5 protein-coding genes are annotated in these 7544 nt (G+C 69.7%); all 5 read left to right on the top strand.

The features are described from left to right. On the top strand, positions 1 to 759 hold a 759-nt coding region (locus ACFWF3_RS16845; protein ID WP_379314389.1), incomplete at its 5' end, for an arylamine N-acetyltransferase. Positions 760 to 870: 111 nt separating this feature from the next. After that, on the top strand, positions 871 to 2919 hold the full coding sequence (locus tag ACFWF3_RS16840; RefSeq protein WP_379314388.1) for an acyltransferase family protein: 2049 nt from the start codon (positions 871 to 873) through the stop codon (positions 2917 to 2919). 67 nt (positions 2920 to 2986) lie between these two features. Continuing rightward, positions 2987 to 4729, top strand: coding sequence for a penicillin-binding transpeptidase domain-containing protein (locus ACFWF3_RS16835; protein WP_379314387.1), 1743 nt, complete (start codon positions 2987 to 2989; stop codon positions 4727 to 4729). A gap of 88 nt (positions 4730 to 4817) precedes the next feature. Beyond that, positions 4818 to 6416: a protein kinase gene (locus ACFWF3_RS16830; RefSeq protein WP_379314386.1), complete on the top strand. Its 1599-nt coding sequence runs from the start codon at positions 4818 to 4820 to the stop codon at positions 6414 to 6416. A 130-nt stretch (positions 6417 to 6546) separates the two neighbouring features. Next, positions 6547 to 7544 (top strand): histidinol dehydrogenase (gene hisD, locus ACFWF3_RS16825; RefSeq protein ID WP_379314385.1); only part of this gene is annotated, 998 nt, incomplete at its 3' end.

The following is a 7544-nucleotide window of genomic DNA, read 5'->3' as shown; positions in this document are numbered from 1 at the left end:
GTCGACACCTTGCGCGCCTTGGTGCGCGCCCACACGACCACCATCCCGTTCGAGAATCTGGAAATCATCCTCGGCCGCGGCATCCCGCTGGATCTGAACTCCTTGCAGGACAAGATGATCCGTAGCAGCCGCGGCGGCTACTGCTACGAGAATGTGGGGATCTTCGCCGCCGCGCTCGAACGGTTCGGGTTCGGTGTCGCGGGACTCAGCGGCCGGGTCACCTACGGTGTGGCCGACACCGGCGCCCTGCGGCCGGCGACCCATGCTCTGCTGCGCGTGACAACGCCCGACGACGATCGCGTCTGGATCTGCGATGTCGGTTTCGGTTTCGGCCCCTTGGCGCCGTTCGAACTGGTCGACAGCAACGGCGAATTCGCGCTCGGCGACTGGCGCTACCGGCTGGAACGCCGGGCCGGTGACCTGTGGGTGCTGTTCCAGTTCAGCCGCGACGGCTGGATCGACCGCTACACCTTCACCGAGAACCCGCAGTTCCGTATCGACTACGCGGTCGGCAACCACTTCGTGTCGACCTCGCCACGTTCGCCGTTCACCACGCGACCCTTCCTCCAGCGATTCCTGCCCGGCGTCCACCACGTGCTCGATGACCTGACGCTGAGCTCGGAATACCCCGACGGCACTGCCACTTCGCGTGATCTCGATCCCACCGAGCTGCCCAAGGTGCTGGCGGAAGTCTTCGACATCGACCTCGGCGAAGACGACGCCGCCACTGTGACGACCACGCCCTGGCGAACCGGATAGCACCCTCCCCACACGGCACGGCGGTTTGCTTCCTGGGTGGCGCTACGGCAAATTGATGGTTACTTGCCGGGAAACAATTCCTTTGTGGGGGCCGATTCTGTGGGGTCGTTGGTGCCGAATGTTCGGACCGCATCGCCGGGTGCGGCGGTCCGTGGCACCGTCGAACGCCGCCGGGATCTGGACGGTCTGCGCGGGATAGCGATCGCGCTCGTGGTGGCGTTCCATGTGTGGGCCGGCCGCGTATCCGGCGGTGTCGATGTCTTTCTGGTGCTGTCGGGGTTCTTCTTCACCGGGGCCGTGGTGCGCGGGGTGGAGCGGCGCGGCGGGGTGTCCGCGGCAGAGACCGCGCGACGGACCGCGCGCAGGTTGATGCCGTCGTTGGTGGTGGTGTTAGCGGCGATTCTGCTCGCGACGGTGGTGTTGCGCCCGTACACCCAGCTGGGCGAAGCCGCCGCGCAGACGTTGGCGTCGATGTTCTACGGCCAGAACTGGTATCTGGCCACCGCCGAGCTCGACTATCTCTCGCCCGATCCGTCGGTGAGCCCGCTCCAGCACCTGTGGTCGATGTCGGTACAGGGGCAGTTCTACCTGGCGATCTTCGTACTGCTGGCGGGGTGGGCCTGGTTGCGCAGGCGCGGTTCGGCCGGGCGGCTCACCTTGCTGATCGTGCTGGCCGGGCTGGCGTCACTGTCGTTCTGGTACGCGGCGTCGGGCACCGCACAGCACCAGGCCTGGACCTATTACGACAGCGTCGCGCGCGGCTGGGAGCTGCTGGCCGGGGCGATGCTGGCCGTCGCGGCGCCCTGGCTGCGGATACCGAACCGGCTGCGGGGGCTCGCGGCCGCGCTCGGTCTGGCCATGGTGCTGTCGTGTGGGCCGCTGTTCGACGGCGCGAATCAGTTCCCCGGCGTCGCGGCGCTGTGGCCGGTGGCGGCCGCCTGCCTGGTGATCGCCTCCGGGTTCGGCGTGGCCGCGCGGTCGTGGCCGAACCGCCTGCTGGGCGGACGGTTCTGCACCGAACTCGGCGCGCTGGCCTACCCGCTGTACCTGTGGCACTGGCCGATCCTGATCTTCTACCTCGGCGAGACCGGGCGGGCGAATGCCGGCATCGTCGACGGTGTGGTGGTGATCGGCGCCTCGCTCGTCCTGGCCTACGCGACCACGCGTCTGATCGAGTCGCCCTTGCGCATGCCACCGCGCGGCCAGGAGGTCGAGAACCGCAGGCTGACCGGGGCACTGGTCACCGCCACCGCGGTCGCGGTGTTGATCGCCTCGCTGGGATGGCAGGTGGTGCTGGTGGCCAACCCGGCCGTGCCGCCGCAGGCGCTGGACACCCACCGCTATCCGGGCGCCGCCGCGTTGCTCTCCGGTGCCGAATACTCACCGGAACCCATGCGGCCCACCGTCTTCGAAGGACAGGCCGACACTCCGCCGCCGACCACCGACGGCTGCATCACCCCCAACCGGGAAGTCCGCGTCTGTACCTATGGCGACCCCACCGCCGCGCGCTCGATCGCGCTGGTCGGTGGGTCGCACTCCGAGCACTGGCTGCCCGCGCTGGAACCACTCGCCCTCGAGCACGGGTTCCGGGTGGTCTCCTACCTCAAGGAAGGCTGTCCGGTCGTCCTCGCCGATCAGCCGTCCTACGCCGAGTGGCCCTTCCCCGAATGTCACGAATGGTCGGTCGAGGTGCTCGACCGGCTGGCCGCCGACCCCCCGAACTGGGTGCTGACCCTGTCCACCCGCTACCGCCAGAACGGCACGGGCGACGAGGTGCCCAACGAATACCTCGAAGTATGGACGGCGTTGCAGGACCGTGGCCTCAACGTGCTCGCCCTGCGTGACACGCCTCGATTACGCCGCGACGGCGTCCTCTACCGCGCCACCGACTGCCTCGCCCACCGCGGCGACCCCGACAGCTGCGGGCTCGATCGTGCCGATGTGCTCGACCCGCGCGATCCCGCCCAGGAGCCGGCGGCCGGCTACCCGAACGTCCATCCGCTCGACCTGTCCGACGCGGTCTGCCGACCGCAGCGCTGCCGGGTGGTCGAGGGCAATGTGCTCATCTATCGCGACGAGCACCACCTGACCGCCAGCTACGCCCGCTCGCTCGCCCCCGAACTCGGCCGCCAGATCGGGGCGATCACCGGCTGGTGGTAGCGGACGGGCTCGTCACAGCAGAAACGACAACCCCACCGGTACCACGGATCGAGCTAGTCTCGGACTCGTGCGCACACCACGGAAGGCATCGGTCCTGCTCGTCGCGCTCGCTGCGCTGCCCCTCGCGTGCTCCTCCGGACCCGACCAGCCCCAGACCGTCGCCGAGTCCTTCGCCGCCGCGCTCACCAGCGCAGACGCATCCGCCGCCGCCGCGCTCACCGACGCACCGGAGCAGGCCCTGCCGGTCCTCACCGCGCTGTTCGAGAACCTCGGCAAGAACGACACGGTCCGGGTGTCGTCCACCGACGACAAGTCCTTCACGCTGGAATCCACCTGGAAATTCGGCCCCGACGGCCGCAACGCGTGGACCTACTCGAGCGCCGGAACCACCACCGGCGACGACGAGTGGAAGATCGCCTGGCAGCCGACCACCGTCGCGCCCGGCCTCGACCTCGGCGCGCTCAGCTACAGCCCGGTCGCGGCGAAACCGGCGCGGGTACTCGACGCCTCCGGTGGTGACCTGATGACCCAGCAGGTGGTGACGCTGGTGAACGTCGCGCCCGACGCCGACCTGCCCGCCGCCGCCGCGCTGCTCGCGCCGCAGGGCGTCACCGAGACCACGCTGCGGACGGATCTCGCCGCGGCACAGGGTAAACCGATCACCGCCGTGGCACTGCGTGATGCCGACATCGCACCGGTGCAGCAGGCGCTGACGGGCGTGCGCGGGGTGACGCTCGCGCCACAGACCCGGTTGCTCACCGTCGACAAGACTCTCGCCGGACCCACCATCGGGGGGTTGGCCGAGATCTGGCAGGAACAGGCCGACACCGCCGCGGGCTGGGCGATCCGCGCGCAGACCGCCGAGGGCACCCAGCGCATCGCCGGACCCGACGCGAAGCCCACCGCCGACATCGCCAGCACCCTCGACATCGATCTACAGCACGCCGCCGAGGACGCACTGACCCCGATCATCACTCCGGCCGCCATCGTCGCGCTGCGCCCCTCGACCGGGGAGGTGCTGGCCGTCGCCCAGAACGCGCCCGCCGACGCCCAGGGCCCGATCGCGCTCACCGGGCTCTACCCGCCGGGCTCCACGTTCAAGACCGTCACGGTCTCGGCGGCACTGCAAGCAGGCGGGGTCACGCCCGACACCGTGCTGCCGTGTCCCGGCCGCGCCACCATCGAGGGCCGCACGATTCCCAACGACAACGGCTTCGACCTGGGTATGGTGCCCCTGCACACCGCGTTCGCACGCTCGTGCAACACCACGATGGCCGAGCTGGGAGTGAAATTGCCTGCCGACGGACTCACCGCGGCGGCCCAGCAGCTGGGTCTCGGGGTGGACTATGTGACACCCGGCTTGACGACTGTCACAGGGAAAGTTCCACCCGCCGAAAGTCCGGCGCAACGGGTCGAATCGAGCATCGGACAGGGCACGGTGACGGCGTCGCCGTTCGGAATGGCGCTCGTCGCGGCCGCCCTCGCGCACGGTTCCGCGCCGGCTCCGAGCATCATCCGCGGCCGTCCCGGCACTCCCGACCGGCCTTCGGCGCCGGTGCCCGCGACGGTGACGTCGCAGCTAGAGACCATGATGGGGGAGACGGTGAGTGCGGGTACGGCCACCGCCCTGCGTGACATCCCCGGCCTGCTCGGCAAGACCGGTACCGCCGAGTACCTCGACGACACCCACGCCCACGGCTGGTTCGTCGGCATCGACGGTGACCGGGCGTTCGCGGTGTTCGTCGCGGACGCCGGAAGCTCCGGACCGGCGGTCGAGGCAGCGGGACGGATGCTACGTGTGACACCATGAGTCGTCTTTCCCCCCGCAGGCGAGCAATCCCCCCGCTGCCGCACGCGGTCATCACCCAGCCAGCTACACTCGGCGGCGGACCATACCCATGGTCAATACGCGGGATGTCACAATTTCGAGAAGGTTCGGAGTAGGCGCCATCGATACCGGTCAGAAGATCGCGGAGCATTACCGCCTGGTCGAGCGTATTGGTAGCGGCGGCACAGGCGTTGTATGGCGTGCTGTCGACGAACGCCTCCAACGCTCCGTGGCAGTGAAGCAGATCCACATCAAACCCAGCTTGCCCGAGGGCGAGCGGGATGTGTTGCGCCAGCGCGCGATTCGGGAAGCCCGCAACGCGGCACGCTTCCAGCACCCCAATGCCATCGTCGTATTCGACATCACCGAGCACAACGGTGATCCGTGCCTGGTGATGGAGTACCTCAAGTCGGTCAGCCTCGCGGGTGAGCTGGGCCAGAAGGGCCCGCTGCCGCTGCTCGAGGTCGCCCGCATCGGGGAGAAGGTCGCCTCCTCCCTGATCGCCGCCCACCAGGCCGGCCTGGTACACCGCGACGTGAAACCGGGCAATATCCTGCTCGGCGACCACGGTGAGGTGAAGATCACCGACTTCGGCATCTCCCGCGCGGCCGGCGACGTGACGCTCACCGAGACCGGGCTGATCTGCGGCACCGCCGCCTATCTGGCACCCGAGGTCGCGCGCGGCTCCGATCCGACCCCTGCCGCCGACGTATTCGCCCTGGGCGCAACGCTCTTCCACGCGCTGGAAGGTGAACCCCCCTACGGTGCCAACGCCAACCCGCTCGCGGTGCTCTACGCCGCCGCCAACGGACAGGTACGCGAGCCCCACAACGCGGGCCCGGCCACCGACTTCCTGCTCGATCTGCTCAGCCCGGACCCCCTCGACCGTCCGACGATGACCGAGGCCCGCGACGCGCTGGCCGCGTTCGCCGAGGACGAGAACGCGGTGCCCGCCGGATTCGTCCCCGCCAGTGAGGCTTTCAACCGCCGTAACTCCGCGGCCACCACCCAGGTGATCCGGCAGTCCGGTCGCCGGGCCTCCCACGCGGGCGCGTCCACCGCCACGACCCGTCAGATTCGCTCGAACCCGCGTCCGCAGGTCCGTCAGGACACCGCGGCGCACCCGCACACCCAGGCTCAGCCGATGCCCGCCCCGCGCAAGCAGGCGGGCAAGGGCCGTGCGGTACTGATCGGGTCCGCGGTGGGTGCGGTGGTCGCGGCCGTCGCCGTGGCGTTCAGTGCCTTCAACAGCTCCGACTCGGATTCGCCGCAGGTGCAGGCCGGTCCGCAGACCTCGGCGCAGTCGTCGGCGGCACCGAAGCCCAGCGCGGCGGTTCCGCCGCTCGGGCAGGCCAGCAATGTCGGCACCGTCGATATCGGATCGGCGGGTCTGCTGGTCGAGAACTTCTTCAGTGATCCGGCCGGTTCGTGGTCGCTGCTCACCCCTGCCGCACAGCAGGTCTACGGCAGCGAGTCCGCGTTCCGCGAGTACTGGAACGCCCGCACCGTCGACACCTTCGCCAGCATCACCGCGGTCAGCGGCAACAACGCCGACGGCTCCACGAATATGCGCCTGGCCAGCATCACCATCAACGGCTCGACCAAGGCCATGGTCATGCGCGTGGTGAGCTCCGGCGGCAGTCTGCGCATCGACGGGGATACCCGCTAGCTGGTGTTCGCGACGGATCCGCCGGTCGGGTCCGTCGCCTCGGTGGGATGTGGGTGGAAAAGCGATGGCGGCCGACCATTAGGCTGGTAGCTGACCTGAGCCCCAGCACAGAACAGGACCGTACCCCGATATGACTTCCCGCATCGAGCTCGCCCGCGTCGATCTGCGCGGTCGTACTCCTTCCGCTGCCGAGCTGCGCACCGCGCTGCCGCGCGGAGGGGTCGACGTGGACTCGGTGCTGCATCATGTGCGGCCGGTCGTCGAGGACATTCGGGACCGGGGCGCCGAGGCGGCGCTGGACTACAGCGAGAAGTTCGACGGCGTGCGGCCCGCCGTGGTGCGGGTACCGGCCGGCGAGCTGACCAAGGCGCTCGCCGAGCTGGACCCGGCGGTGCGCGCCGCACTCGAGGTGGCGATCGAGCGGACCAGGAAGGTGCACGCCGATCAGCGGCGCACCGACACGGTGACCGAGGTCGTGGCCGGTGGCACCGTCACCGAGAAGTGGCTGCCGGTGGAGCGGGTCGGGCTGTACGTGCCCGGCGGCAACGCCGTGTACCCGTCGTCGGTCGTCATGAACGTGGTGCCCGCGCAGGCCGCCGGTGTCGAGTCGCTGGTGGTGGCCTCGCCGCCGCAGGCGCAGTTCGGTGGGCTGCCGCACCCGACGATCATGGCGGCCGCCGCGCTGCTCGGCGTCGAGGAGGTGTGGGCGGTCGGCGGTGCGCAGGCGGTGGCGCTGCTGTCCTACGGCGGTGTCGATACCGATGGCGGGGCGCTCGAACCGGTCGACCTGATCACCGGGCCCGGCAATATCTACGTCACCGCGGCCAAGCGGCTGTGTCGTGGGCTGGTCGGCATCGATGCCGAGGCGGGCCCCACCGAGATCGCCGTGCTGGCCGACGCCACGGCCGATCCGGTGCACGTGGCCGCCGACCTGATCAGCCAGGCCGAGCACGATGTGCTCGCCGCCAGTGTGCTGGTCACCGATTCTCCCGCGCTGGCCGACGCGGTCGACGCTGCCGTGAACGCTCAGCTCGCCGTGGTCAAACACCACGATCGCGTGCGGGAAGCGTTGAGCGGCAAGCAGTCCGGGATCGTGCTCGTCGACAACATCGCGCAGGGTCTGCGGGC

This window comes from Nocardia sp. NPDC060220 (assembly GCF_042727815.1).
GTDB lineage: Bacteria > Actinomycetota > Actinomycetes > Mycobacteriales > Mycobacteriaceae > Nocardia.
The sequence above is the reverse complement of the archived record's forward strand: the minus strand, read 5'-3'. Positions and strand labels throughout refer to the sequence as shown.

Bases quoted from the DNA above. Each gene is read 5' to 3' on its own strand.
- ACFWF3_RS16830 (WP_379314386.1), top strand. From the start codon at position 4,818: ATGGTCAATACGCGGGATGTCACAATTTCGAGAAGGTTCGGAGTAGGC.